This window comes from Archaeoglobus fulgidus DSM 4304 (assembly GCF_000008665.1).
Lineage (GTDB): Archaea > Halobacteriota > Archaeoglobi > Archaeoglobales > Archaeoglobaceae > Archaeoglobus > Archaeoglobus fulgidus.
On sequence record NC_000917.1, the window covers coordinates 474209 to 499605 of the forward strand.

At 48.0% G+C, this 25397-nt stretch carries 29 protein-coding genes and 1 pseudogene; 17 read left to right on the forward strand and 13 right to left on the reverse strand.

Annotated features, from left to right (window positions below):
* The first annotated feature begins 10 nt into the window (after positions 1–10).
* Genes AF_RS02635 through AF_RS02645 form a run of 3 tightly spaced genes read left to right on the forward strand, consistent with a single transcriptional unit; the run spans position 11 to position 2006 of the window.
* Positions 11–721 carry an RAD55 family ATPase gene (locus AF_RS02635; protein WP_010878025.1) on the forward strand — a complete coding sequence of 237 codons (711 nt, stop codon included), beginning with the start codon at positions 11–13 and terminating at the stop codon, positions 719–721.
* A complete protein-coding gene (gene cgi121, locus AF_RS02640; RefSeq protein ID WP_010878026.1) occupies positions 718–1167 on the forward strand; it encodes a KEOPS complex subunit Cgi121 in 450 nt (149 codons plus the stop codon). The genes AF_RS02635 and cgi121 overlap by 4 nt, the downstream gene beginning before the upstream one ends.
* Positions 1167–2006: a shikimate kinase gene (locus AF_RS02645; RefSeq protein ID WP_048064249.1), complete on the forward strand. Its 840-nt coding sequence runs from the start codon at positions 1167–1169 to the stop codon at positions 2004–2006. Before cgi121 ends, AF_RS02645 begins: the two co-directional genes overlap by 1 nt.
* Before the next feature lie 22 nt (positions 2007–2028).
* Here AF_RS02645 and AF_RS02650 read toward each other — a convergent pair whose 3' ends face one another.
* Complete coding sequence (locus tag AF_RS02650) at positions 2029–2472, reverse strand: GNAT family N-acetyltransferase (protein ID WP_010878028.1); 444 nt, start codon at positions 2470–2472, stop codon at positions 2029–2031.
* A gap of 39 nt (positions 2473–2511) precedes the next feature.
* On the opposite strand from AF_RS02650, the gene AF_RS02655 reads away from it, so the two are divergent.
* Complete coding sequence (locus tag AF_RS02655; protein ID WP_010878029.1) at positions 2512–3462, forward strand: M20/M25/M40 family metallo-hydrolase; 951 nt, start codon at positions 2512–2514, stop codon at positions 3460–3462.
* 20 nt (positions 3463–3482) lie between these two features.
* Positions 3483–3935, forward strand: coding sequence for a hypothetical protein (locus tag AF_RS02660; protein ID WP_010878030.1), 453 nt, complete (start codon positions 3483–3485; stop codon positions 3933–3935).
* On the opposite strand, the gene AF_RS02665 is transcribed toward AF_RS02660, so the two are convergent.
* Genes AF_RS02665 through AF_RS02685 form a run of 5 tightly spaced genes read right to left on the reverse strand, consistent with a single transcriptional unit; the run spans position 3883 to position 7055 of the window.
* Positions 3883–4560 (reverse strand): heparan-alpha-glucosaminide N-acetyltransferase, encoded by a 678-nt coding sequence (locus AF_RS02665; protein WP_010878031.1) that lies wholly within the window; start codon positions 4558–4560, stop codon positions 3883–3885. The genes AF_RS02660 and AF_RS02665 overlap by 53 nt on opposite strands.
* Positions 4557–5336 carry a proteasome assembly chaperone family protein gene (locus AF_RS02670; protein ID WP_010878032.1) on the reverse strand — a complete coding sequence of 260 codons (780 nt, stop codon included), beginning with the start codon at positions 5334–5336 and terminating at the stop codon, positions 4557–4559. Before AF_RS02670 ends, AF_RS02665 begins: the two co-directional genes overlap by 4 nt.
* A 4-nt stretch (positions 5337–5340) precedes the next feature.
* Positions 5341–5520, reverse strand: coding sequence for an RNA-protein complex protein Nop10 (locus AF_RS02675; protein ID WP_010878033.1), 180 nt, complete (start codon positions 5518–5520; stop codon positions 5341–5343).
* Positions 5517–6320, reverse strand: a complete 804-nt coding sequence (locus AF_RS02680) for a translation initiation factor IF-2 subunit alpha (RefSeq protein WP_010878034.1) — start codon at positions 6318–6320, stop codon at positions 5517–5519. The genes AF_RS02675 and AF_RS02680 overlap by 4 nt, the downstream gene beginning before the upstream one ends.
* Positions 6321–6356: 36 nt before the next feature.
* The gene (locus tag AF_RS02685) at positions 6357–7055 is read right to left on the reverse strand and encodes a dihydroorotate dehydrogenase electron transfer subunit (protein ID WP_010878035.1); all 699 of its coding nucleotides are present in this window, start codon (positions 7053–7055) and stop codon (positions 6357–6359) included.
* 180 nt (positions 7056–7235) lie between these two features.
* Here AF_RS02685 and AF_RS02690 point away from each other — a divergent pair, with 180 nt between their 5' ends.
* From AF_RS02690 to AF_RS02710, 5 genes and pseudogenes are all read left to right on the forward strand, one after another.
* A complete protein-coding gene (locus tag AF_RS02690; protein WP_010878036.1) occupies positions 7236–7460 on the forward strand; it encodes a helix-turn-helix domain-containing protein in 225 nt (74 codons plus the stop codon).
* Positions 7461–8087: 627 nt separating this feature from the next.
* Positions 8088–9972: pseudogene (gene gyrB, locus AF_RS02695) on the forward strand (DNA topoisomerase (ATP-hydrolyzing) subunit B).
* Positions 9962–10723 carry a HesA/MoeB/ThiF family protein gene (locus AF_RS02700; RefSeq protein ID WP_231487584.1) on the forward strand — a complete coding sequence of 254 codons (762 nt, stop codon included), beginning with the start codon at positions 9962–9964 and terminating at the stop codon, positions 10721–10723. Before gyrB ends, AF_RS02700 begins: the two are co-directional and overlap by 11 nt.
* A gap of 68 nt (positions 10724–10791) precedes the next feature.
* Positions 10792–12015 carry an MBL fold metallo-hydrolase gene (locus AF_RS02705; RefSeq protein WP_010878039.1) on the forward strand — a complete coding sequence of 408 codons (1224 nt, stop codon included), beginning with the start codon at positions 10792–10794 and terminating at the stop codon, positions 12013–12015.
* Positions 12012–12632: a metallophosphoesterase gene (locus tag AF_RS02710; protein ID WP_010878040.1), complete on the forward strand. Its 621-nt coding sequence runs from the start codon at positions 12012–12014 to the stop codon at positions 12630–12632. Before AF_RS02705 ends, AF_RS02710 begins: the two co-directional genes overlap by 4 nt.
* Here AF_RS02710 and AF_RS02715 read toward each other — a convergent pair.
* The gene (locus AF_RS02715; RefSeq protein ID WP_010878041.1) at positions 12619–13578 is read right to left on the reverse strand and encodes an MBL fold metallo-hydrolase; all 960 of its coding nucleotides are present in this window, start codon (positions 13576–13578) and stop codon (positions 12619–12621) included. The two genes, AF_RS02710 and AF_RS02715, sit on opposite strands and share 14 nt — an antisense overlap.
* Before the next feature lie 128 nt (positions 13579–13706).
* On the opposite strand from AF_RS02715, the gene ftsZ reads away from it, so the two are divergent.
* The 4 genes from ftsZ to AF_RS02735 are packed head-to-tail and all read left to right on the forward strand — an operon-like array spanning position 13707 to position 15950.
* Positions 13707–14807: a cell division protein FtsZ gene (ftsZ, locus tag AF_RS02720; protein ID WP_048064630.1), complete on the forward strand. Its 1101-nt coding sequence runs from the start codon at positions 13707–13709 to the stop codon at positions 14805–14807.
* Between the two features lie 32 nt (positions 14808–14839).
* On the forward strand, positions 14840–15025 hold the full coding sequence (locus AF_RS02725) for a protein translocase SEC61 complex subunit gamma (protein ID WP_048064250.1): 186 nt from the start codon (positions 14840–14842) through the stop codon (positions 15023–15025).
* A complete protein-coding gene (locus tag AF_RS02730; RefSeq protein ID WP_010878044.1) occupies positions 15022–15474 on the forward strand; it encodes a transcription elongation factor Spt5 in 453 nt (150 codons plus the stop codon). The genes AF_RS02725 and AF_RS02730 overlap by 4 nt, the downstream gene beginning before the upstream one ends.
* 2 nt (positions 15475–15476) lie before the next feature.
* The gene (locus tag AF_RS02735; protein ID WP_010878045.1) at positions 15477–15950 is read left to right on the forward strand and encodes a 50S ribosomal protein L11; all 474 of its coding nucleotides are present in this window, start codon (positions 15477–15479) and stop codon (positions 15948–15950) included.
* A gap of 7 nt (positions 15951–15957) precedes the next feature.
* Here AF_RS02735 and AF_RS02740 read toward each other — a convergent pair whose 3' ends face one another.
* Genes AF_RS02740 through AF_RS02750 form a run of 3 tightly spaced genes read right to left on the reverse strand, consistent with a single transcriptional unit; the run spans position 15958 to position 17751 of the window.
* Positions 15958–16653: an ATP/GTP-binding protein gene (locus AF_RS02740; RefSeq protein ID WP_010878046.1), complete on the reverse strand. Its 696-nt coding sequence runs from the start codon at positions 16651–16653 to the stop codon at positions 15958–15960.
* A 1-nt stretch (position 16654) separates the two neighbouring features.
* On the reverse strand, positions 16655–17341 hold the full coding sequence (locus tag AF_RS02745; protein ID WP_010878047.1) for a hypothetical protein: 687 nt from the start codon (positions 17339–17341) through the stop codon (positions 16655–16657).
* Positions 17338–17751 (reverse strand): hypothetical protein, encoded by a 414-nt coding sequence (locus AF_RS02750; RefSeq protein ID WP_010878048.1) that lies wholly within the window; start codon positions 17749–17751, stop codon positions 17338–17340. The genes AF_RS02745 and AF_RS02750 overlap by 4 nt, the downstream gene beginning before the upstream one ends.
* Positions 17752–18059: 308 nt before the next feature.
* Here AF_RS02750 and AF_RS02755 point away from each other — a divergent pair, with 308 nt between their 5' ends.
* Positions 18060–18674 (forward strand): radical SAM protein, encoded by a 615-nt coding sequence (locus AF_RS02755; RefSeq protein WP_231487586.1) that lies wholly within the window; start codon positions 18060–18062, stop codon positions 18672–18674.
* Between the two features lie 42 nt (positions 18675–18716).
* Here the strand turns inward: AF_RS02755 and AF_RS02760 are convergent, their stop codons facing one another.
* The 3 genes from AF_RS02760 to AF_RS02770 are packed head-to-tail and all read right to left on the reverse strand — an operon-like array spanning position 18717 to position 22853.
* Positions 18717–20333 carry a (Fe-S)-binding protein gene (locus AF_RS02760; RefSeq protein ID WP_010878050.1) on the reverse strand — a complete coding sequence of 539 codons (1617 nt, stop codon included), beginning with the start codon at positions 20331–20333 and terminating at the stop codon, positions 18717–18719.
* Between the two features lie 11 nt (positions 20334–20344).
* The gene (locus AF_RS02765; protein ID WP_010878051.1) at positions 20345–21910 is read right to left on the reverse strand and encodes a (Fe-S)-binding protein; all 1566 of its coding nucleotides are present in this window, start codon (positions 21908–21910) and stop codon (positions 20345–20347) included.
* Positions 21911–21926: 16 nt separating this feature from the next.
* Positions 21927–22853 carry a respiratory nitrate reductase subunit gamma gene (locus AF_RS02770; RefSeq protein ID WP_010878052.1) on the reverse strand — a complete coding sequence of 309 codons (927 nt, stop codon included), beginning with the start codon at positions 22851–22853 and terminating at the stop codon, positions 21927–21929.
* Between the two features lie 319 nt (positions 22854–23172).
* Between AF_RS02770 and AF_RS02775 the strand changes: the two genes are divergently transcribed.
* Both AF_RS02775 and AF_RS02780 read left to right on the forward strand, forming a co-directional pair.
* Positions 23173–23907 carry a respiratory nitrate reductase subunit gamma gene (locus AF_RS02775; protein ID WP_010878053.1) on the forward strand — a complete coding sequence of 245 codons (735 nt, stop codon included), beginning with the start codon at positions 23173–23175 and terminating at the stop codon, positions 23905–23907.
* 5 nt (positions 23908–23912) lie between these two features.
* Entirely contained in the window at positions 23913–25346 is a 1434-nt protein-coding gene (locus AF_RS02780) for a (Fe-S)-binding protein (RefSeq protein WP_010878054.1), read from the forward strand.
* Positions 25347–25397 lie beyond the last annotated feature (51 nt).

The window sequence follows — 25397 nt, forward strand, 5'->3', positions numbered from 1 at the left end:
TCCTTAAACGATGAAACTCGTGAAGACAGGGATACTTCCACTCGACACGCAGCTAGGCGGGGGAATGCCAGCAGGTAGCGTCGTTTCCGTCTTCGAGGAGCCCGGTGCCGGGGCGGATGTGCTGTCCTACCACTTCACGGTTGAGGGAGCCACGCATGGCGAGAACGTATTTTACCTTGCTACAGATGACAGCAGCGAGGAGATCAGGGAGTACATCAACCTCTACTTCGACCTTGACGAGGCGGTCTGGGAGAACATTACCCTGCTGAGCCTGAGAGCGTCCATGCAGCAGGAGGAGGGGGAGAAGGATGCCAAGGACTTTCTCAGAAAAACCATTTACGATCCAATCGGAGGAATTAAAACAATACTCAGCCACGAAGAGTTCGAGAGGGTTGTTATCAACAACTTTACGTACTTCCTCGCCAACTATCCCATCGAAGATGTCATAGCCCTCATTGACGTTCTCTCAAATTATGCCAAAAGGAACCAGTCTGTTGTGATGCTCCTCGTTACGAAGGGCATGTTTGATCCGAGAACTGAAACAACTGTAAAGCACTACTCGGACGGAGTTATCGAGCTTACGCTGAAAGAGGTTGAAAACGAGGTCCAGAGGAGGCTGAAGGTCGTAAAGTTCAAGGGAATACTTGTTCCAAAGGCTATCCTGAGGTATGAATTGACGGACAAGGGCATAAAGATGGAGTCGGTAATGAGGGTTCTATGAGAGTTGCATTCGGGGAAATTTACGTCGAAGACCCATCAGCTTTTAGGGCAGACTACGCTGCGTTTATCGACTCAAAGTACGTAGTTTCGCTTGAGGTCGTCGAGTTTGCCGCGAACAAGGCGTTAAAGAACTGGCAGAAAGGTAGACGAATTTCAAGATCCCTTCCAATAGAGATACTGCTCCACTATGCTGCAACGAGACAGATAAAGGACGCTCTGAAGCTTGGAGTTAAAAAGGGACTCAACAGGGTTGCTGCGGTAATCCTCGACGAGAGCAAGATGGAGGGTTTCAAGGAGATAGAATTCAGGCCCGAATATGATGCAGAGGCGGTTGTGAAGCACTACGGGATAACCGATGAGGAGCTTGAAATTGCGGGGCTGGAGAAGCTTCCCTTGCTGGTTAGGGAAAGAATAGCTCTTTTCGCTGCTTTCGAAGAAGTGGTGTGATGAGAGCAAAAGCCTACGCTGCAGGAACTGTTTTAAACGCACTGCCAACGGGGATAGGCTCGGCATTCGGCATAGAAATGCACACAATCGTAAAGCTAAGGCCTTCCGACGAGCTCAAAGTTTTTGTTAACGGAGTAGAGAGAAGGAGCATTGTCGCTGAGAGAATTCTCAACTCGATGGATGTCACGGCAGAAGTTATCGTGGAGTCCGAGATTCCGGGTGGTAGCGGATTGGGGAGCAGCAGCGCCTTCGTGAACGCACTCATATGTGCGGTCAAAAAAATGAAGGGTGAAGAGCTCAACGCCTTTGAGATTCTCAGGTCGAACGCGAGGTTTTCTCTCGAAGCAGGAATTAGCTACACGGGAGCGTTTGACGACGCCTCCGCTTCTATGCTCGGCGGATTTGTAGTTTCAGACAACAGGAAAATGAGGCTGATTAGAACCGACGAATTTGAAGGTTACTCGGCTGTGCTAATACCCAAATTCAGCAGAGGCAAAGTGGACTGGAGGAGGTTGAGGGAGAGGGCGAGCGAGGTTGAAGGGGCGGTAGAGGCGGCTATGAGGGGTGAGTACTGCAAAGCTATGAAGCTTAACACGGAGTACATCTGCAAAATGTTGGGCTATCCTTTGGAAATCGCCGAGAAAGGGTGGGAAAAGGGAATTTGCTGCGGTATTTCCGGCAACGGTCCAAGTTACGTGGCTTTTGGAAGCAAAAATGAGATGGAGGCTCTTGCCGAAACGTGGGGTGAATACGGTAGAGTTTACGTGAGAAGGGTAGCGGACGAGCCAGCTGAGGACGTTGTAATCCCGACGCCATTTTTTCGAAAGCTTGATGGGTAAGTTCAGCGTACCAACACTTTTCTCATTCTGACCCACTTCCCCCACTCTCCGGCCTCCTCAAATCCTGCGAGGCGTAGAACCTTCTCGCCCTGTAGTTTGTTCTGCCCACCCACAGTTCGGCAACTTTTCTGTTCCTTTCGAGAGCGTATTCCAAGGCCTTTTCCATTAGCTTTGCGCCAATCCCCTCCCCCCTAAATTCAGGAAGGACAAAAAGTTCGTGTATCTCCCCCACCTTTTTTCGCTCGAATATGCTGAACCAGTTCGTGTCGCACGCGACAAATCCAACCGCCTCACCATCGATTTCAGCGACCATCACACCATCCTTGTCCCTGGAAAGCAACCACTTGAAGTAATTCTTTACGTCCCTTTTTCTCGTGTACGCATAATCCTCAAGCCCCCTGTAGGATTCGACGTAAACCCTCACGAAGTCGTCGAGGTCGTCTTTGTCAGCCCTTCTTATCTCCACGAATCAGGCTTATATACTGGGCTTTTAAGAGCTACGATTATGCTTTTGAAAAAGCTCGTCGAGATCGAGTCACCCACCGGAAGTGAGCATGAGATTAAAGACTTCGTGAGGGATTTTCTCGAAAGCAAAGGTTACAGCGTGGTAGAGGGACAGTACTTCATCTCCACCAAATCGAAATCAGAGCTGATAGTCTCAACGCATCTCGACACAACTCCTGTGAAGGCCCCCTTCAGCACGGATGGTGTTTACGCCTACGGAACCGGCGTGTGCGATGCGAAGGCGAGCGTAGCTGCGATTCTTGAGGCCGCAGAACGGGGTGTTGACTTCACCATTGCCTTCTTCTGCGATGAAGAAGAAGGAGGAAAGGGCTCGAAGGAGTTCGCCGAGAAGTGGAGTTACGGCAGTATGGCGGTTGTGATGGAGCCCACGGATCTTAAAATCGCTTCGAGGCATTACGGAAACCTCGACTTAACGGTCGAAGTTAAGGGTGTGCAAAGCCACGGCTCCTACCCTGAAATGGGTGTCAACGCCATAGAAAAGGCCTTTGAGATGATTAGCGAGCTTAAAAAGCATTTTAAGGTTACACCTCTCAAAATTGCGGGCGGGAGCGATGACTACGTCATCCCCGATTACTGCATGGTGAAGCTAGATGTTCTGATAGAGCCGGAAACTAAGCTGGAGGAAGCGCTAAAGGAAATCGAGTTTCTCAGTAACTACGGGAAATACGAGGTCTCCAATGCGTACGAAGGCTTCATCAGCAAGGAGGTCGCTGGGTTTCTGGAGCGGGCGATGAGGGCTGCGGGTCTTGAGGTTGAGCATACCGTTATGCCATCGTGGACTGATGCCCTAAACCTGAAAGACAGGTACGATGTAGTGGTTTGGGGGCCGGGAGAGCTTCACCTCTGCCATACTGTAAGGGAGAGGGTCAGGCTTGCGGACGTTGAGAAGGCAAGGGATGTTCTGCTAAAGCTAAGCGAAATGTTTAAGTAAGTTTACGATGATGAACTGACATGTCTGACAATGCCAAGACATCCGCAACGGACATAGTCCAAAGAATAATATCGCTTTTAACAATAATTCTGCTTGCATATTTCCTTTTCAAGGAGGGACTGTTTTCAGTTGACCAGAGGCTCCTATCCCTCGCAACCATAGTGCTGCTTGCATCCTTCCTTTTCATAATTTTCCTGGTGCTTTTCAAATGGCCCCTTGGCAATCTGAACAAAAAGGAAATAAGAAGAACTATAGCAATTGTAACCACCAGCTTTTACTTTGGAACGCTTTCGATGGTGCTCTCCGGAAAACTTGAGCTTACTGAAGAGGTTGGTGCACTTATTGACGGCTTGAAGTGGGCCTTCATGGTTGTAGTGGCATTTTACTTCGGTTCGAGGGCGGTGGAGGATGCTTTGAAATCTAAAAAATCTGCTGAAGAATGTCCCCAAAATACAGATGCAGAAGCAGGATGATTACCGGATGTTGAATCACGTAAATTTTCAGGGAGTTTTTGCCCAGGAAAGAAACAACCGGAACGTTAAGGTTAGCACCCTTTGGCCTGGCTACATTTCCGAAAAACATTCCTAGGAGGAAAACCCCGAACCAGGGCAGTAAGGGATAGTAATCAAGGGTGGTGAAGCCGTAAGGCATTAGTCCGAGCCACACAAGCATATTCGTTCCCACTCTTATCTGGTTGAGAGCTATTCCTGCAAAGAAAAGCGCTATTCCCGCGGGAAGCTGAATTTTTGGAAATCTCAGAAACAGGTAGCCGAGAAGTGTGGCAAGAGTGAAGAAGTGTATTATCCCGAAAACAACAGTTTTTTCCGGGACGAACACCAAGGTAACTGCTGTAATCGCCAAAGAGAGGGCGGCAAGCTTTAAAACCTTCCTCTTCAGCCTGCTAAAATCAGGTTTGACTACGGACAGAGTATATCCTGAGATGAAAATAAACATTCCGCCGATGAATCTCGGAAAGTAGTACCAGAAATCCCCCGAAAGCTCTATTTTGCCGAAGTAATGCGCGTCGAAAAAAGAGTGAAAGAGGAGCATTAAGATTACTGCCGCTCCTCTGGCGATATCTATTTCTGGATACCTCATCTAAAGTATCTCAAATCTTCGTCGCTCTTCCACTGCTGAACAGCCATCTCCTGCATCTCTTTGATTTGGGCGATTATTTTTTCCATCTCCTTGGCCCTTTCCTCAAGGGCCTCAACGGAGACTTCAAGACTCAGCATTTTGCACAGCACGTCGAGAACGACCTTCGCGCTCTTCGGATCGACCATGTAGCCTGATGTAACACCCATGAGACATGCAGCGGGAATCCCTTCGAGCTCCGACACTCCGAGCAAAAGACCCGATGCGCCTATTATTCCCCCTCCCGGTTCTCCGGGCTCGAACTTCACCCCGTAGCTCTTAAGCTCCTCCACAATTTCAGGAGAGTTTGCAGCCCCAATCACGTACGGCTCCTCAACGAGCTTTCCCACGCCGTATCCTCCAAGCGTGTAAATCATTCTCGCCGAGAATTTCTTGGCAACATCAATGTATGCGTTGACGAGCTCGAAGTGCCCCTCGTTGCTTATGCTCTGGAAGTCCCCAACGAGTATCAACAAATCCGTACCGTTACCGTCTGATTTCCAGGCGTAAACCTCATTCTTGGGCATCCTTATTGTCCCATCCTCAAGAACCATCACCTGCGGTGGGAAGTAGTGGGAGTAAATCTCAACCACCTTCTCAGCCTTCAACTCGTTAACCAAGTGATCAGCAACGAGCTTGCCTACGTGCCCAATGCCGGGAAGCCCCTCTATGAAGACGGGGTTTTCAAGCCCCACCTCCTCCGGGGATTTCAAAAATCTTACATCAACCTTTTCTAACATTCATTCACCTCCGAAAGCTGAAAAATCCAATTTCCTTCCTCAACTTTCTCCTGTACTTACCGTAAGGGTCTTCAATCGAAAATCTCGGTGGGATTGGCATGTGAGTCCTCTCACCGCACACAGGACATCTCTCCTTCAGCGTGTACCTTCCGCATTTTCCGCACTTTCGCATCAAAACCTTCATGCCGCTTCCCTGATGAAGTTGCCCTCTCCACCAAGCTTTTTGATCGCTTTCAGTACATTTTCTGTGGCCTTCTTCAAAACGTTTTCGGCGGTTTTGTAATCATCCGCCTCTACGACGATTCTGTACTTGGGTGCGCCGACGTACTCAAGCTTCATCTCCACACCATTTACCAGAGCCTTTTTGGCCTCAAGAAGGGCCTTTTTTATCCTCTCGATTCCGTCAGAAGCGCTGCTCTTAAGCTCGAAGTACCCTCTAACCTTAACCCTTTTGGGCTTTATGTTCTCCCTGGCTATCTCCGCCATCTCCTTGGCAAACTCTTCCCCTACAATGGGAGCGAGAACCTCATATCCCTCAAAAGCAGCCTCCTCGAAGGCGGAGTAAACGGAATCGTACTCCTTCATGAGTTTCTTCCCGATTTTCTCAAGCTCCTTGAAATCGATATTCAGCTTTTCGCCGATTATTTCGAGCCACTTGAATGCCTTCATCTCGTTCTTCCACTGCTGAAGCTTCTCCCTTCTCTGCCTCTCGTTGACGTCCTTTATCGAGAGGTCAATGTGCCCTCTTTTCGGATTTACATCGAGTACCTTGCATATTACCTTCTGTCCTTTTTTGACGTGCTCCCTGATGTCCTTAATCCAACCTGACGCGACCTCGCTAATGTGAACCATCCCTTCTCTGCCCTCGTACTCATCAAGGGAAACAAAGGCTCCAAAATCGAGCACCCTCTTAACCGTTCCTATGACAATCTCGCCCTTAGAAGGATAACCACTTCTCTTTATGATTAGCCTCTTTTCTTTCATCCTTCTCCCTTCCTATTTCAGTGAATTTAAATATTGTTACCACGGCAGTTCGGAGGCATTAAAAACCGGCCCATCAGCGCAAACTCTCAGACCATTCTCTATCACGCAAGAGCCACAAACACCAATGCCGCACCTCATGTACCTTTCAAGCGAGAACTCAGCCTTGTCAAGTGCATCCCTCTCCTTCAAAAAGTCGTATGTTGCTCTCAGCATCCCCTCGCTTCCGCAAACGTAGATTTTTTCGTATTCATCGAGCTTTTCAAGCTTTAGGGCATCTAAAACGGTTCCCTTTAAACCAAAACTTCCGTCCTCGGTTGTAACCGTGATTCTGTCAAATTTATCAAGCCAAAATAAGTTTTTGGCGGTTCTCTCGCCATAAACAACACTCACTTTTGAGCCGCATTTCATCAGGTACTCGTAAAGATACTTCATTGGTGCAATTCCAATACCCCCCGCAACGATAAGGGCGCGCTTTGATGGCGTGAAGGCGCTGCCGAACGCACCCCTTACACCGACATACTGCCCCTCTTTTGCATTAATCAGACTTGCGGTGGTCTCGCCAACGGCCTTCACCGTTACCGAATTTGAGGAGGATAGGCTGAGTGGTATTTCCTCACAACCCGGAACGTAAACCATTACGAACTGACCGGGGTAAGACCGCAGGCTGATACTGAAGTACAGTGTAGCCACCTCGTCAGTTAATCGCTCAATTTGCGTGATTCTTGTATAGTACATGCCCCCGCCTCGACAGCAACATTTATAAAGATATTCGGAAAATCTTAAACAGTTAATTGTTTAGTTTGATTGCAACTAAGTTGCAATGCTTTTACCATAATATGAAATTGTACCAAAGGTTTGTACTCATAACTGGTAACTTTTTGGAAAAGCTTAAATACAAGTGCATCTTAATAGCACATGATGATGACCGACCTACCCGAAAACATACGCAAAACTGCTGTGGCTCTGCTTAGGCTTGGGGAGGCAACTGCTGAGGACATAGCCAAAATTACCGGGCGTAAAAGGTCCACGGAAAGCTACTACCTGAACCTGATGGCTGACTTGAAGCTTGTCAAGAAAAAGAAGGTTGGTCGAAAAATCTACTTCATCTTCAACTCTCGCGACCAAGAAAAAAGGCAATAGTCCGTTTTTTGAAGGGTCACTTTTTCAGGTTGTTGGTTGTAGTTATGCTGATTTGATTATTATTGCAGTTTAATTTATAAGTTATTTAATTCTTTAATATACCATAAAAATAATTTTTTTATTAAATTTTGTGATATTATAATAGGCTTTAAAAAATAAAAAAATCCACCGATATTTTAGCAATATAATTATACATCTTGTCTAAAATTATGTTACACAATTTTTGTAACAAAAATTTTTAGGATTTCCTAAAACATAAAGAAAGAGTAACTCAGTTGTTTCAAAAATTATGTGAATAAGGGAATTCGGATGTGTTTAATGGGGGGTAACTGCAAAAATTGCCAAGGTTGTGGTATTTATCATGAATTGTATATTGTCTAGTTACAAATTTTGTAGAATGGCATTTTGTGAGATATTTAATTAAATTCAAATAAATACTAAGTTAAAAATTTTTTGACTTCTAAGTATATTTTAAATCAATCGAGGTTTTATATATATCTTTTGTGTCTTTTAAAAATTCCTATATCTTATTTTAAGTTTAATTTTTCATTGAAATTAAAAAAATAAAATAATACATAACGTATTAAAAATCAAAGTGCTTATTAACAAAGATGTCGTAGAAAAGTTGTGAGTCCTGATCAGACGGCTGTTGAGTACACGGCAAAGGATATCGAAGTTCTTGACGACCTCGAAGCTGTAAGGAAGAGGCCTGGAATGTATATCGGTGGAGTAGGAGTGCGTGGACTTCATCACCTTCTTTGGGAGGTGGTTGATAATGCGGTTGATGAGGCCCTTGCGGGTTACTGCGATACAATAAAAGTGAGTCTTCACAAAGATGGCTCGGCATCGGTAGAGGATAACGGGCGAGGCATACCTACGGAAATGCACGAGTTAGGCAAATCAGCGCTTGAAATAGTGATGACGAAGCTTCACGCTGGGGGAAAGTTCTCGAAGAAGGTTTACCGCGTTTCCGGGGGCTTGCACGGAGTTGGTGTATCGGTTGTTAACGCACTCTCGGAGTGGCTGGAGGTGTGGGTCAAAAGAAACGGTAAAATCTACTACCAGAAGTATCAGCGCGGAAGCCGGTCACCGAACTGAAGTTCTTGGAGAGACGAAAGAGCACGGCACTACGGTGAGGTTCAAGCCGGACAGGGAGATTTTCGAAACGACGGAATTCAAGTATGAGATAGTGGCCCAGCGCCTGAAGGAGCTCGCGTATCTCAACCGCGGATTGAAGATTATACTATTCGATGAAAGGGAGGGTAAGGAAGAGACGTTCCACTTTGAAGACGGGATAATCGGTCTTGTGAGGAGCCTAAACAGGAATCGAAAGCCTCTCCATGAGCCCATTTACATTGAGACCACTAAGGACGGAGTGAGTGTTGAGGTCGCAATTCAGTTCACGGATTCGGATGTCGAGAACATTCAGGCTTTCGCCAACAACATCAACACGTCAGAAGGTGGCTCCCACGTCGTAGGCTTTAGAGCGGGGCTTACAAGAGCGGTAAACGAGTACGGCAAAAAGCACCTCAAAAAGTTTGAGCCTGTCACCGGAGTTGACATAAGGGAGGGGCTTACGGCTGTTATAAGCGTCAAAGTTCCTGAACCGCAGTTTGAAGGGCAGACAAAGACCAAGCTCACGAACAGCGACGTCAAGACTGTCGTCGAGTCTGCGGTTTACTCGGGAGTTTTAAGGTGGCTTGAAGAGAATCCGGCTCAGGCTGAGACGCTTCTCAATAAGTTTATTTTGAATAAAAAGGCAAGGGAGGCTGCGAAGAGGGCCAAGGAACTTGTAAAGAGGAAGAACGAGCTGATTACAACCCTGCCCGGAAAACTCGCCGACTGCTCATCGAAGAATCCTGAGGAGAGGGAGCTTTTCATAGTTGAGGGCGAGTCTGCCGGGGGTTCAGCTAAGCAGGCAAGGGACAGAAGATTTCAGGCAATCCTTCCGATAAAGGGGAAGATTATAAACGTCGAAAAGGCGGGAATGGCCAGAGTGCTTAAAAATGACGAGATTAAGGCCATAATCTCAGCCATAGGTGCTGGGATCGGAAAGGATTTCGACATAACAAAGGCAAGATACCGCAGAATCATAATAATGACTGACGCTGACGTCGATGGGGCACACATAAGGACGCTGCTGCTGACCTTCTTTTACAGGTACATGAGGCCACTGATAGAGAGCGGCTACCTCTACATAGCCCAGCCCCCGCTGTATCAGATAAAGAAGGGGAAGAAGAGCTACTATGCCTACTCCGACGAAGAGCTGAAGAGGACGCTGGAGCAGGTTGGTGGTGGAGAGGTGCAGAGGTACAAGGGTTTGGGAGAGATGAACCCGCAGCAACTCTGGGAAACTACGATGAACCCGGAAAACAGAATTTTGATCCAGGTAACTCTTGAGGATGCCAAAAGGGCAGACGAGCTTTTCAGCATTCTCATGGGCGAGGATGTGGAGAGCAGGAGGAACTTCATAATGGCCCACTCGAAAGAGGTGAAGAACCTTGACATTTGAGAAATACAGCAGGCAGATTATGATTTTTGGGGAGGAGGGACAGAGAAGGTTGAGCAAAGCCAAGGTTCTTGTGGTCGGCGCGGGGGGTCTTGGTAGCCCGGTAATAGCCTACCTCGCAGCAGCGGGCGTGGGAAAAATTGGGATAGTTGATGGCGACACAGTCGAGGTTTCCAATTTGCAAAGGCAAATTATACACGCTGGGAATCTCGGGGAAAATAAGGCGGAGTCGGCCGCAGAATTTGTGAAGAAGCTCAACCCCGACGTTGAGGTGGATGTTTACCCCTTCTCAATAACTCCCGAAAACGTTCTTGAGGTCGTTGAGCGATACGACGTTGTTGCGGGCTGCCCCGACAGCTTCAGGAGCAGGTTTTTGCTGAACGATGCTTGCATGATTTTAAAAAAGACGTTCGTCCATGCGGCCGTGTATGCATGGGAAGGGGAGGTGGCAACCTTCACGGGAAAGCCGTGCTACAGATGCTACATTCCGAAATCACCTGAAGAGAGTGGAAGGGCCATATTAGGAGCTACTGCCGGGGCATTTGGCTGTTTGCAGGCGGCAGAGGTAATTAAAATCATCACCGGAAGTGGTGAACCGCTCATCGGAAGGCTGATAAGGGGAAACCTTGCCGAGATGGAGTTCTTCACAATCAACATTCCTGAGAGGGATGACTGTCCTGTTTGCTCAGGAAGGCTGAAAGGTATTTTCGACGAAAACTACGTTGATGATTGCACAATCAGACGCCTTGAGTGATTTATCAAACTCAAAAATGTATTATTTGGCCGAAACATATTTATTGCAGAGTTGAGAAGTCAATAAGTATGACTACAATTAACTTTCTTGGAGGATGTAGAGAGGTTGGAAGGTCAGCGGTTATGGTAGATGGTATTATGATTGATTACGGTGTAAAACCTTCTGACCCTCCTGAATTTCCGTTGAATGGTTTATCCCCAAGGGCTGTAATTCTCTCACACGGTCATCTCGACCACATCGGGGTTGCTCCGAACCTAATGTACTACGACCCTGAGGTCATTCTCACCCCTCCATCTCACGAGCTTTCAATGATACTGCTGAGGGACTCGATGAAGATAATGCACCCCCCTCCCTTCACCAAGAGAGAGCTTAGGCAGTTTGAGAGCAACATAAGGGAGGTTGAGTACGAGGAGCCGATAACAGTGGGAGATTACGAGGTTGAGTTTTTCAATGCCGGCCACATTCCGGGTAGTGCAAGCATCCACATGAGAGGGGATGTAAACATTCTCTACTCAGGAGACATCAGGCTTGAGGAGACGAGGCTGCTTGAGGGGGCCAATACGGACTATCCCGAGACGGACATACTTATTGTCGAGAGCACTTACTTCGGGACTGAGCACCCTGACAGAAAGGAGCTTGAAAGAGCCTTTGTTGAGAGCGTGATTGACACACTTGATATGGGGGGTCATGCGATCATCCCCGCCTTTGCGGTTGGGAGGACTCAGGAAGTTCTGATGATCCTCGAAAGGTACGGAATAACTCCCTATGTAGACGGAATGGGTAAGGAGGTTGCGCAGGTTATTCAGAGGCATCCTGACTTTATCAGAAGCCCGAAGGAGCTCAAGAGGGCCGTTAGAAACGCAATCCCCGTCGAGTGGAGGCAGAGGGAAAGAGTGCTGGAGGAGCCGTCAGCCGTTGTGACTACTGCCGGAATGCTCAACGGCGGTCCAGCGATGTTCTACATATCGAGGCTCTACAACGACGAGAAGTCGAAGATACTGCTCACGGGCTACCAAGTAGAGGGGACAAACGGGGACATGGCACTAAAAACGGGCATGCTAAACCTCGGAACAAGGGTCGTGAAGCTTAAAATGGGTGTCGAGCAGTACGACTTCTCCGCGCATGCGGACGACAGGCAGCTGAAGGAGTACGTTAAGAGGGTTGTTGACAGAGGGGCAGAGGTCGTCTTCACAATTCATGGTGAAGAGACGGAGGCGTTTGCAGAGTGGATTAAGGACAACATTGGAGTTGAAGCGTACGCACCGAAGAACGGAGAAATCTACGTAATATGAGGGTGCTTCTTCTTTCCGACATTCATTCTTCAACGCAAAACCTTGAAAAAATTCTGAAAGCCGCCGAATACGATGCTGTTTTCATCGCCGGAGACCTCACGCAATTTAGGCCGAAGGATGCCAAGGTGGTTGATGAAATTATTTCTGAACAAACTGACTCATGCCTTGCCGTGCACGGTAACTGCGACCATGAGGCAATCTTGGGTGAGAAATACAAGGCTTTAAAGTTCATTCACGGCAAAAGCGTTGAGTTTGACGGCTACACAGTTCACGGGGTTGGTGGCTCCGGAATTACGCCCTTCAACACGCCGTCAGAGTACACTGAGCGGGAAATTCTTGAAATCATGGACAACTTTGTACTCAGAGATTTCAACATTCTCCTCTCTCACTGTCCTCCAAAGGGGTTTCTTGACAGGACCTACTCAGGAGTGCACGCTGGCTGTGAGGCGATAAGAGAGAGAATGATAGAGTTTGACGTAATTCTATGCGGCCATATCCACGAAAGTCACGGAGTAGTGGATTCACCCCAACTCATCGTCAACCCTGGCCCGGTGATGTGGGGGAGGTTTGCGGTCATCGATGTGGAGAAGAAGGTGGTGGAGCTCAGGAAACTCTGAAGTACCTAATCTCACCATTCTCCTCCTTCTTACCGACAAGTCCTTTGTGGTACAGGTGTTCTAAATGGGCAATGGTCTCACCGACGGCAAACCATTTCTGCACGACGTGCACGTCTGCCCACTTTGTATAAACCAAATCCCATGTTATGCTCGGTGCAACCTCCCAGGCTGTTTTCGGCGTATTCAGGGCAGATAACGCTTCCCGAAGTCTTTTGGAGTGGTGCTTTTTAATCTCCTCCACTCTGGTTTTCAGGTCGTTCCACCTACGCCTGTGGCCAGGAAGAACGAGTTTTACGTCCAGATTTTCGACTTTCTCAAGGCTTTGCAGGTAGCTCGAGAGCGAATCCTCGAGGAAAGGCCACCACGTTATGTTTGGTGTTATGTCTATCAGCACGTGGTCTCCAGAGAAGAATATCTTCCTGCTTTCGTCGTAAAGGCACGTATGGCCGGGAGAGTGGCCGGGGGTCTCGATGGCTTTGAGCCTGAAGCTGCCAACTCTAACCACTTCCCCAACTGCAACGAACTCGACATCGTCCTTAACCCAAAAATTCCTTCCCGGATGAAGGGAGAGTATCTTCTCAGCTTCTTTTGCGGGAAATCCGTTTTTGATGTAAAATTTCAGCAAATCCCGCCAGTAATCCTCTTCAACCATCGTCTCCCTTACAATTTTGGCCTCGGTCTCTCCCATTAGGACTTCATCCGCAAGTTTTGCCGCCAAGCCCATGTGGTCCGCATGCATATGCGTGCAGAAAACTCTGAAGTTCCTCACATTCAGCTCTTCCAGGGCTCCCTTTATGCTTCTGTAGCACGATTCCCTGTTAAATCCCGTATCAATCAGCAGGGCTTCATCACCATCCATGACAAGGTACGAATTGGTGTACCTGAGAGGGCTTCCCTTTAGTGGCACTTCTATTCTGTAGATGCCGTCAGCAATCCTTTCCACCATCCTTTCACCAACATCGAAAAAAATTATAAGAATTTCTCTTCCATCAGAAGCACAGGAAGAGGGCGGAGCGAACAAAGAATTTATATACTATCTTGCATTGATAATTGAAAAAGAAATGGGGGATGTTCATGAAATCAATCGTTGAGGAGGCTCTTGCAAGGGCTGAGAGAGAAAAGAAAGAAAGGATAGAAGGAAGGGGTTTTGAGGACGTGGAGGATGAAATACTGCAAGTGCTGCATGAGCTGAAGACTGTAATCAAGGTCATAGGCGTTGGAGGTGGCGGCTGCAACACCATAACAAGAATGTACGAAGAGGGAATAGAGGGTGCGGAGCTTATAGCCCTCAACACCGATGTCCAGCACCTTTACTACACAAAGGCCAACAGGAGAATTTTGATAGGGAAAAGAAGAACCAGAGGTCTGGGTGCTGGAAGCCTGCCGCAGGTTGGCGAGGAGGCTGCGAGAGAAAGCGAGGACGAGATAAAGAAGCTTGTAGAGGGCTCGGATATGGTATTCGTTACCTGCGGCCTCGGCGGTGGAACGGGAACTGGAGCGGCACCTGTTGTTGCTGAGGCTGCGCAGGAGGCAGGGGCGCTTACGATTGCAGTCGTAACCTTCCCGTTCTCGGCTGAGGGAGCTGTAAGAAGGGCGAACGCCGAAGCTGGACTGGAGAGGCTGAGGGAGGTTGCCGACACGGTAATCGTAATCCCGAACGACAGGCTTCTTGAAGTAGTTCCGAACTATCCGATGCAGCTCGCCTTTAAGGTGGCAGATGAAATTTTGATGAGGGCAGTTAAGGGCATTACGGAGCTTATAACCAAGCCTGCACTAATCAACCTCGACTTTGCTGATGTAAGGACAGTGATGGAGAAGGGCGGAGTTGCAATGATTGGTCTCGGAGAGGCAAGTGGTGAGGACAAGGCTGCGGAGTCTGTCAGAAAGGCTCTGAAGAGCCCGCTTCTCGACGTGGATGTTTCAGGAGCCAAGGCAGCGCTCGTCAACGTTACTGGCGGGCCCGACATGACCATTGAGGAGGCTGAGAGCGTAATTGAGGAGATTTACAGCAAGGTCGACCCTGATGCAAGAATCATATGGGGAGCCATGATTGACCCGGAGCTTGAGAACACCATGAGGACGCTGATCATCGTTACGGGTGTGAAAAGCCCGCAGATACTCGGTAGGAAGGGTTATCCTGTCACAAGAAAGTACGGGATTGACTTTGTAAGATAAAGCTTTAAAAACAGGTTGTGGATATTAGCGGCATGCAGATCAACGAAGTACAGTCGAAGCTCAAGGAGTACTACAATGTCCTGAAGATGGCGAGGAAGCCCGACTGGGAAGAGTTCTCAATGACCGCGAAGGTGGCCCTCGCCGTAATGTTCATAGTTGGCTTTGTCGGCTTCGTTATTTACATTCTGATGGAAATACTTCCGGGTGCCCTGAAATGAGCAGGTTCTTTGCTGTTAAGACAACAGCCAACCAGGAGAGGGTTGTGGCCAACTTAATGGACATGGCAGCGAGGAAGCATAACCTTAAAGTATACTCCATTCTCGCCCCAAAGGAGCTGAAAGGGTACATTATAGTCGAGGCTGAAACACCTGATGACCTCTTGAAGGCTATAAGAGGTCTGCCGCACGTGAAGGGTGTTGTTAAGGGGGAGATAAGCTTCAGCGAGATAGAGCACTTTCTGACCCCGAAGAAGGCCGCAGAGCAAATTAGAGAAGGGGACAAGGTAGAAATCGTCTCCGGGCCATTCAAAGGTGAAATGGCCATCGTCAAAAGGGTGGATGAGGCAAAGAATGAAATAACGGTCGAGCTTCTTGAAGCTGTTGTGCCAATTCCCGTAACGGTAAAGGCTGATCACGTGAGAGTGATAGACAAGAAGGAGGAGGTGTAAAAATGGTGCAGGTGGTAGAGGTTCTGGTACCAGGAGGTCAGGCTTCTCCGGGTCCACCTTTGGGTCCGGCAATAGGTCCTCTCGGTTTGAACGTGAAGCAGGTTGTTGACAAAATAAACGAGGCTACGAAGGACTACGAGGGGTTGAGCGTTCCGGTCAAAATAATAGTCAAGGACGACAGAAGCTTTGAGATTGAGGTTGGCATCCCTCCAGTTTCAGCGCTGATTAAAAGGGAGCTGGGGATTGAAAAGGGAGCCTCCAATCCGGGCAGGGAGGTTGTTGGAAACCTCACGATGGAGCAGCTGCTAAACATTGCAAGGATAAAGAGGCAGCAGTCCCTGTCATACACGCTTAAAGAGGTAGTCAAAGAGGTCCTCGGAACCTGCAACTCGATGGGAATAACCGTTGAGGGCAAAAGCCCGAAGGAACTCACAAGGATGATTGAAGAGGGACAGGTCGAGATTCCAGAGGAGTAAAGTCAGCTCAGGTCTCCGCAGCACAGAAGAGCTCGTATAAGGCGGAGAAAAGCTCCTCATAACCTGTTTTTTTAATATTTGAAATTTTTATTGGTCTATATGGTATAGTTGTCAGCTCAATAAAATCTACGAGTTTCTCCATCAGCTCAGCGAGCACACCCTCTCTGTGCTTAATCTCACCCAGCAATGACCTGACATCTACATCCGCAACATCCGACTTGGTGAAGGCCGTCAAAGTTGGAAGAGAGAGGCGAAGGGAAACGATAACATCTTGCATTATGGCGGAAAGAAGACTCTCGGGATCGGTGACTGTGGTCAAATCGACCAGAAAGAGCGAGCAGGAAAAGCTCCCCGAAAGCTCCCTAACGAACTTTCTCCCCGCTTCACTGTAGATGAAGAGCTCAAGCTGCCCCGGCGTGTCGTAGAGCACGAAGTCCCCTTCCGCCTTCAGCTCTTCAGCGTGTTCCGAAGCAATCTCGACGGATTTAATGAGGGCACCGTTAACGCCAAGCCCGTATTCAACCATAACGTTCTCGGTTTTGACGAATTCTCTTACGTTCTTGTCAGCACGGTAAGCCGGGTCGCTTGCGGGGTCGAGGTTAACGCATTTAACGCTGTAGCCCCTCTCCTGCAGGAACTCTGAGAAGCTTCTCACAAAGGTGCTCTTACCGCTGCCTGCACATCCGAGAACGAACACCTCCATTCTACCGCCTCATCAGTGCGAAGGCGGAGCCGACTAAAAAGGATAGCGTTACGAAGAAGAGGGTCTGGAAAAGTTCAAGGTTTGCTGAAGCTCTCGATAACTCCGCATCAATTTTTGTCAGGTTTGCCTGCAAATCCTCATTGGTTGCTTGAAGCTGCCTTACAGTTTCGTTCATTTTGGAAAGTTCCAACCTTAGCTCATCAATCAGCTGACTGTAATTTCCCGCCTTAGACTTGTACAGCTCAAGCTCCCTCTTCAGCTCATCGTTTTCGGTAGCTAAGTTCTGAAGCTTGTCGTAGAGGTCAACGTTTATTTTGTTCAAAACCTCGAACAGCTTTTTATAGTAGCTCACTTCACCCTCAAGCCTTTGAACCTCCTTTCTCAAGCTCAAAACTTCATTCTCCGCCTCAACTAAGCTTTCTTCTGGATTTGGGTCCTTCTCAACCTTGATTGTGATGACATCAGTTGTCGTGTTCGTTCTGATCTCGATTTGCTCGTTTCCGAGGCATGAGTGCGTGATTTTTATCCCATATTCCCCAGGAGGGAGCGTGGAGGAGTTCTGGAGGGTGTCGAGAAAGTACATGCACTCGTCAAGGGTTACTGTTGCCTGCTCGTTGAGGGTGAGGTTGACAACATCGCCCTGAAAGGCAGTTGTGGCAGAGATTAAAGCAAGCAGAAGGAGAATCACACTCCCACCCCCGCTATGCTGCTCTTAACCAGCTTCCAGACCTTTGCAAAATCCTCTAAGGAGACAAATTTTCCTTTAATGTAGATGAAAATACCGTTTCCCCTCATCGCGTATCTGTAGTCGCTTCCCGAAACGAGCAGAATTTCCTCGCTTCCCATGCTCCTCATCAGAGTTCTGATTTCGTCAATCTCGTAGTCGTCAACGCCCTCAACAATTTTTTTATCGCCTGCAATTGCAGCCACGCTTACGAGGTACTTTGTCATTAGATGGCTGCAAAGCTCTTCAAGCTCCATGGGTCTTAAAATCTCCCTACCCCTGTATCCCTTCATGTTTAGAATTTTGTCAGTTATAATAAATCCCGCTACCACTCCTATGACGGCAAGGACAATCTGCCAGCTAATACCGACCACCTTAACTCATGTTAGCAGAAGATTATTTTTAATTTTTCCATGAAAAGCTTATAACTCTTTCACCAAATGTGCCTTAATGTTGGTTTTTGGGCCCGTACCTTCTAGGAGGCTGGGAAACAGCCTTGGTGTTAACAACATTCCTTTCAAGCACTGCAGCTACTCCTGCGTTTACTGCCAGCTTGGCAGGACGCCAAAAACAACTGTGGAGAGGGGAGAGTTCTACGAACCCAAAGATATTTTAGATAGCGTAAGGAGAAGGATAGATGCTGTGAGAAAAGAGAAAGTCGACTACATCACCTTTGTGCCCGATGGTGAGCCGACTCTGGACAAAAAATCTCGGTGCCGAGATTTCGATGCTCAAAGATTTGGGGAGAGTTGCAGTTGTAACCAACTCATCCCTGCTTTTTATGGAAGACGTGAGGCTGGAGTTGAACTTAGCCAACCTAGTCTCGCTCAAAGTCGATGCCGTTGATGAATTGCTCTGGCGAAGAGTTAACCGCCCCCATCCAGCCCTTAAGCTTGAAGATATACTCGATGGAATTTCAAAGTTTGCCGAGGATTACAACGGCACCCTTATAACCGAAACCATGCTTATTGACGGTCTGACAACTCTGGAGGAGGTAGAAAGAATTGCTGAATTTCTCGAATCCGTTAGCCCCGATAAAGCGTATCTCGCAATCCCCACCCGGCCCCCTGCAGAAAATGTTAGGGGTGCGGAGATAGATTTCGTGCTTGAGGCGGGACGGATTTTCAAAAAGCACGTTGATGTGGAACTGCTTATTGAGCCGGAAAAAGGAGAATTTGAAATAAAAAATAAAGAGGACATCTTGGCCATCGCCTCCGTCCATCCAATTAGAGAAGACATCCTTAAGAGTTATCTGAAGAAACTCGGTTTGGAGTCGAAGAATTGCTCGATGAGCTAGAGGAAGAAAAATTTCAGGGAGCAAAAAATATTTTAAAAAAGTTTAATACATTTCAATGAATGGTTCTTCTATATCAACCATCGCATTTACAATTAGCTCCACCAACCCGCCGTAGTAGATTCCGCATTTCTCGGTTGCGTTGTAGTGGGTGAGAATGTCCCTGATTGCCCCCTTGCAGTTGCTGCAGGGTGCGCAGACGTACTTGTTTATTTCGGGGGAGATGCTGTCCTGGAAAGCATCAAGAATTTGCTTAAACTTCATCCTGCTCGCCACCTTAACCCTGAACTCAGGGAAGTTCATGGAGTTCATTATGGCGAAACCGCTACCGCCACCACAGCAGTAGTTGTAAACCCCGTTTGGATGCATTTCCCTGAACTGCGGGCAGATTTCGTTGAGAATCCTGCGCTGCGGCTCGACAATACCCATCAGCCTAACAACGTTGCACGGATCGTGCAGTGTGACCGGGAAGTTATTCTTCTCCGGGTCGAGGTTAAGCTTCTTTTTCCTCACAATGTCCCAGAGCAATGGCAGGCAGCTTTCTCTCGGTATCTGGTACTCATCTACGAAAATTCTATCGGCAATGACTGTCAGAGCTTTGTGTGCATGCCCGCACTCTCCAACCACAATTCTGTTTACATCAAGCTTTCTTGCGATTTCAGCGTGTTTGAGGGCTATCCTTGAGAACTGCACGTCATCATACCAGACTCCGTAGTTAACAGCATCGTAGCCAACCATCTCACTGCTAAGCGTCCAGTCCAGCCCTGCTTCCTCGAAGATTATGGCGAAGGCAGCGATGTTTTCCGGCCAGCTGAGGTATTCTCCTGCATTGTGGTAGAGAAGGATGTCCGCTCCTTTTACATCCACGGGTATCTTTATCTTCTTTCCCGTTCTCTCCTCTATCTCCTCCTCAATGAACTCGATGATGTCTTTAAATCCTTCAGTGGTTAAGCCCGTTGAAGAGCCCTTTTCGAGGTGCTGAACTGTCCCCTGCATGTGCAGGGATGAAGGAGCTATTCCCATCTCCTGGCTGAAGAGCTTCCTTATTTCTCTCGTTATCAGGCCGTTGTCTATTCCGAGGGGGCAGGTTTGGGTGCATCTTCTGCAGAGGGTGCATCTGTAGGCGAGTTCAGCGAGCCTTGTGACGGTCAGAGCGTTCAACTCGATATCAGCACCCGTAAATTTACCAAGCAACCCACCTGTGGGCTGTAGGTATCTTTTGATTATCCTCCTCAATACTTCCGACCTGTAGGTTGGTCTGTAAATTTCCTTCCTCCCGCTTGACACGAAAATGGGACAGGCTTCACTGCAGGTCTGGCACCGGGCGCAGTACTCAAGGGAAAGCATTAAAGGCTGCAAGAATGTCCAGTTTGCCTCCCTGTCAAGGAGCTTTCTCAGCCCGGAAAGGAACCTCTCAACCAGCTCCTTTTCCTCTTCCTCATTCTGCGGTTTCCAAGGCTCGTCTATGGCTATGTAGCCGTCAAGCTCAGTAACGTACTTCTCGCTCCACTCAGGATTTGGTTCCTGAAGCTCTGGCTCATCCCCGCTGTCGTAGGGTGGGGGGAGCTTCAGCAAATCCTGAAGATGTATGTAAGCTAGCCTTTCGTATGGTAAGGCTATATCCTGAACAGTAATCAACTCGTCCTTCTTCCTCCAAACCATTAAACCACCTCCTAAACAATACTGAGAATTTTCTTTTCAACGTTCTCAACACAGTTCAAAACAATCTCAGGGATTCCCACACACTTCATATTGAACCTGTTGAGGCCAAAATGCTTGAGGGCGTGGTTTATTGTCATCTTGCAGTTGCTGCAGGGAGCACAGACATACTTCTGCACTTTCTCGCTGACGTCAGAGTTGAAGGCATCTACAATCTGCTTAACTTTAAGCCTGCTCGCTATCCTCGCCCTGAAGTCGGGAAAGTTCATTGTGTTGATAACTGCAAGCCCCCCTCCTCCGCCGCAGCAGTAGTTTTTCACGCCGCTTGGCTTCATCTCCCTGAACTGGGGGCAGACGTCCTTCAGAATGTCCCTCTGTGGCTTGATTATGCCTGTAAACCTCGTTATGTAGCAGGGGTCATGAAGGGTGACTGGAAAGTCGTTTAAATCGGCGTCAAATTTGATTTCTCTCCTTCTGACAATTTTCCACAGAAGTGGGAGATAGCTCTCAACTGGAAAAAGCTCGACGAAGAACCTTTCAGAAGTCGTCAGCAACGTGCTGTGCGCATGCCCGCTCTCACCAACCACAATCCTTTCAACGTCAAGCTCACTCGCTACTTTAACATGGCTCAGAGCTATTCTTGCAAGCTGTATATCGTCATACCACATTCCATAATTGACCGCATCGAGGGCCGGAGCTTTGCTGCTCAGCGTCCACTCATAGCCAGCCATTTCGAAAATGATTGCCATTGCGGCTATGGTTTCAGGGTGATGGATGTAGTCCGCAACGCTGTGAATCAGGAGGATGTCAACTCCTTTAACGTCCACTGGAAGATAGTACCTCCTTCCAAGCACCTGACTTACCATGAACTCTATCTCTCTGACAAAATCCTCCATTACGATGGGTGTGAAGCCAACGGATGTGCCATCAACAAGCTGCTGCACACTACCCTGCATGTGCAGGGATGAAGGAGCTATTCCCATCTCCTGGCTGAAGAGCTTCCTTATTTCTCTCGTTATCAGGCCGTTGTCTATTCCGAGTGGACATGCGAGGGTGCATCTTCTGCAGAGGGTGCATCTGTAGGCGAGTTCAGCGAGCCTCAAAATGGCCTTTACCGTCAGCCTTCCCCTTCTCTTCCCGCCCTTTGTTTCCCTGATGATTTTTCTGAACATCTCTGACCTGAAGAGGGGGCTGTAAATTTCCTTCCTCCCGCTTGACACGTAAATGGGACAGGCTTCACTGCAGGTCTGGCACCGGGCGCAGTACTCCAAAGAAAGCATTAAAGGCTGCAAGAATGTCCAGTTTGCCTCCCTGTCAAGGAGCTTTCTCAGCCCGGAAAGGAACCTCTCAACCAGCTCCTTTTCCTCTTCCTCATTCTGCGGTTTCCAAGGCTCGTCTATGGCTATGTAGCCGTCAAGCTCAGTAACGTACTTCTCGCTCCACTCAGGATTTGGTTCCTGAAGCTCTGGCTCCTCTGAAAATGGAACGTGGGAAAGTTCGCTCAACCTGAGCCTGAGAATCCTCTTTTCCACCTCACAAAACTCCTCAAAAGAAATAAAGTTGAAGATGTATTCTGGCATCCCCTTACCTCTGTTTTTACCTCCTCTTTCTTCTCTCGGCCAGAGCCCTGACCTCAAGAACAGGTTCGATGGCTGTAGCCTCTTCCGCCCATGTCAGGTCTGCCCTTATGTGAGGGGCCGACCACTTCACTTTGTAGCCGAGATGAAGCGCAATCCTTTCCCTCAGCGGTGAGTTTACGAGGTTCGGAGTATCTTCCCACAGCACCTGATGGTAGGTGAAGTACTTAGCAATGAAGTGGGACATCTTCGTGTTGGGGATATAGGCAACAAGCAGGGAAAGCAGGGCTGTGTGGAGGGCAACTGCAGCCGGCAGCTCGCCTGTAGGAGTGAATGTAATCAGCGAGACGGCAAAGGCTTTGGCATGCTGGAACTCCATGTCAGCCCTCATTGCGAGTAGGCCGGTAACAGCTACGGCAAGTATGAAAAGCAGGTTGAAGTAATCCACCGGCGAGCTGTAGGTTCTGAGCTTTCTGTCTATCGCCCTGTTGAGCAGCAACGCAGTTGTGCCGAAAATCAGAAGTGTGACGCCGATACCGAAGACGATGGACGCAGCATTTGTTAGATCTAAGCCCACGCACAATACTTCAAAAGCTGCAGAAGCGAAAATGAGGGCAAACCAGAGAAGCATGAGGTAAATACCGGCGTGGAAGGGGAAGGTTAAGAACCACAGGCGGCGGTTGTACTCGAAAGCCCTCTTAATGAAGAGCATCTCCAGCAGCATTTCCTTAAGCTCCCCGGCAAAGGATGTTTCCCTCGGTTTCTTCCACCATTCGGTCTCCTCGTAGTAGCTTCCTCCGTACTTCGCCCTGTACTTTTCATGCGGGACGGGATACAGCTCCCATCTGAGATGCAGTGGCATCGACAGATACTTCAGAAACTTCACCGATACAACTAAAAAGAAAACTGCAATCCCAAAGTAAGCAATTGCTTGCACCCAAATCATTGCACCACCTCCTTATCGTCAATAAATCTCTCTCTTTTGAATTATTTAAAATTTTCTCAAGTTTTTAATAATTAAGATAAAAAATTTAATTTTTATTTTTTATATACATGCAATAGCTAATAGTCTAAAAAGGTCAAATCAAATGTTTGCAATTTCAATATCGGTTTAAAAGGTATGAGATAGAGACTTAAGGCGAAAAAAACAGCAATTTAGGTTATGAGCTATAAAAAACGAAAATTTAATAATTTAAAGTCTATTAATGCTTTTTTTAAATTATTATTATGCTAAAGATGAATCTTATCTTTGGAAAACTTTATAAGTGGGACAGAGAAAAAAATGCGTTGGAGGTGAAAAAGCCATGGCTGGAGAATTAGCATGGTTTATTGCGAACATTCTGCCCTACATAACGCTGGCAGTGATGACACTGGCCCTCGTTTACAATTTTGTGAAATGGCTGGTTATGCCGAGGCCTGTAGTGTGGGCAATATTTCCAGCAAAGCATAACACCGTTGAAATATTGCTCGGACTGGTGAAGAAGATTTTCGTCCTGCCGGGGCCGAGAAAGGTTGACATCTCCATCTGGATTCTGGCGATGCTCTTCCACATCGGTCTGATTGTGAGCCTTAGCTTACACGCCAAGTACATATTCGTTCCATCGCTTGGGCCTATGGAGTACTACCTCGGTGCGGCTGCCGGCGTTGCTGCCGCAATTGGAACGATAGGTTTCTTCATCAGGAGAATTGAAATGCACAAGACGAAGGTCGATTCAACCTTTGCGGACTACTTTGCACTGATACTGCTCATGGCCACCCTTACTCTCGGTGCCTACCTCAGAATTGGCGGAATCATGGACCACGAGCACATGTGGATGTGGGTTAGAGGAATTCTGACCCTCTCCCCAGTGGACCCGCCAACGCACCCACTTTTCCTTGTGCACATAACCTTGGCGCAGATTTACATGATGTACCTGCCGTTCAAGACGCTCATACATCCGATAGCGATATTCTTCGGTCAGAAGGTGATTCTGGACGAGAGGCACATTTACCCGAGGTGATATGAATGGTTGAGGAGAAAGTTGTTGAGAAGGGAAAGGAAAGGGCTGTTGAGGTAACCAAATGGAGAAGAGTTTTTGACGATTACCGCGCAATGTCTGATGAAATTCTTCGCCCTGACGAGCCAAAGAAGGAGAAGTTTCTGGAAGCGATGAGAAAGTATTTGACCAAACAGAACTGGCCCTTCCTCCTGCCATACAAGCTAACGCTCGAAGCATGCACGAAGTGCGGTACCTGTGCAGAGGCCTGCACAATGTATCTCGGCAGCGGAAGGAAGAAGATTTACAGTCCCGTTTACAGGTCGGACATGCTGAGGAAGATATACAAGAAGCACTTCACCCTCACCGGAAAGCTCTTCGGGCCATTAATTGGCGCCAAAGACCCGACTGAGGATGACATAAATGCCCTTGCGGAGTCAGCCTACCGCTGCACAGTCTGCAGGAGGTGTGCCCTCGCCTGTCCCTTTGGTCTGGACAACGGGCTGATTACAAGAGAGACAAGAAAGATTTTCGCCGACCTCGGAATTGTTCCAGACGAGCTAAAGGACAATGGTGTTGAAAACCAGCTCAAGTACGGAAATGCTCCGAAGATTCCCTACGAGGCGTTTATGGACATCCTTGAGTTCATAAAGGAAGACATTGAGGATGAAAAGGGCGTGGAGGTAGAAATTCCCGTTGACAAGAAGGGAGCGAAGTATCTCATAATGAACAACGCAGGTGATTACCTCGCTTTCACTGAGACAGTTCAGGGAATTGTGGAGATAATGAACTACGTTGGGGAGGACTGGACTCTAAACTCTCCAAAAACGGGTGTCAACGACATTGTCAATTACGGTCTGTTCTACAGCGACGAAGATTTGGTCAGAGTGATGAAGGCCCACGTTGAGACTGCAAAGAAGCTGGATGTTGAATATCTGGTCGTTGGAGAGTGCGGGCACGCATACGACTCCATTGCCCACTTTGCCAAAGACCTAATCCCACCGGAAGAGAGACCATTCAAGGTCATAAGCTGGATGGAGCTTCTTGACCAGTTTATAAGGGAAGGCAAATTGAAACTTGACAAGGAGAAGAACCCTGAGCCCGTAACCTTCCACGACTCTTGCAAGTGGGGAAGAACTGGTGGGATTTACGAGGAGCCAAGGAGAATACTGCAGGCAGCCTGCAAGGACTTCAGAGAGATGTACCCGAACAGAGAGTGGAACTACTGCTGCGGTGGTGGCGGTGGATTCGCCATCATGGCCAAGGACGACTTCCTGAAGTTCAGAATGGAGACCTACGGCAAGATGAAGGTTCAGCAGCTCAAGCAGACTGGTGCAAAAATAATAGCAACAATCTGCTCCAACTGCAAGGCGCAGTTCAGAGAGATGATAAACTACTACAACCTCGACATGCGCTTCTCCGGAGTTAGCGAACTCGTTGCCAACGCCTTGGTTTACGAGTAAACTTTTTTCTTTTTTAATTGCTTAGAAAAATTTATTACTCCTCCATTTGTC